General features: G+C 71.8%; 1 pseudogene. It reads right to left on the reverse strand.

What is annotated here, in order from left to right:
* Positions 1-549, reverse strand: a pseudogene (locus tag A5622_RS29730) (hypothetical protein); the annotation flags it as partial.

The following is a 549-nucleotide window of genomic DNA, read 5'->3' on the forward strand; positions in this document are numbered from 1 at the left end:
ACCCACTCGCCGCGATGCCGAAAACCCGACGCGGTCGAACCGGTGTCCACGGGCACCACCGCGCCCCGTTGCGGCGCAACGCCTTTGGACCTGGCGGTGTAGGCGGCGCGCAAATCGGTCTGGTCCGGCAGCGGTCCATTGGTCAGCTGGCCCCAGGCGGCGGAGACGGTCGGAAAATATCCCAGCCACGCGTTGATGGTCAGGCCCGCGCTCAACAGGCAGAACGATGCCGCGAACACGCACACATTGCGTCGCCACCACCCGGCGCGGCGCCAGCTGGCGACTGCGACCGCGACGGCCGAGCCCGCCAACGTGGTCCACAGCCACATTTGCCATGGCGGCGGTTCGCTGGCCAGCCCGAGGGTGCTGTAGTACCAGTGCGTCGCGGCGCCGGTGACAGCGCCGACCGCCGCGACCAGCGGGACCCGCCGGCTCCACCAGCGCCGCCCCCGCCAGGCGATGGAGTAGGCCAGCGCCGCAACGGGGCGCGGTGGTGCCCGTGGACACCGGTTCGACCGCGTCGGGTTTTCGGCATCGCGGCGAGTGGGT

The sequence above is a fragment of the Mycobacterium sp. 1245801.1 genome (assembly GCF_001673055.1).
GTDB lineage: Bacteria > Actinomycetota > Actinomycetes > Mycobacteriales > Mycobacteriaceae > Mycobacterium > Mycobacterium europaeum_A.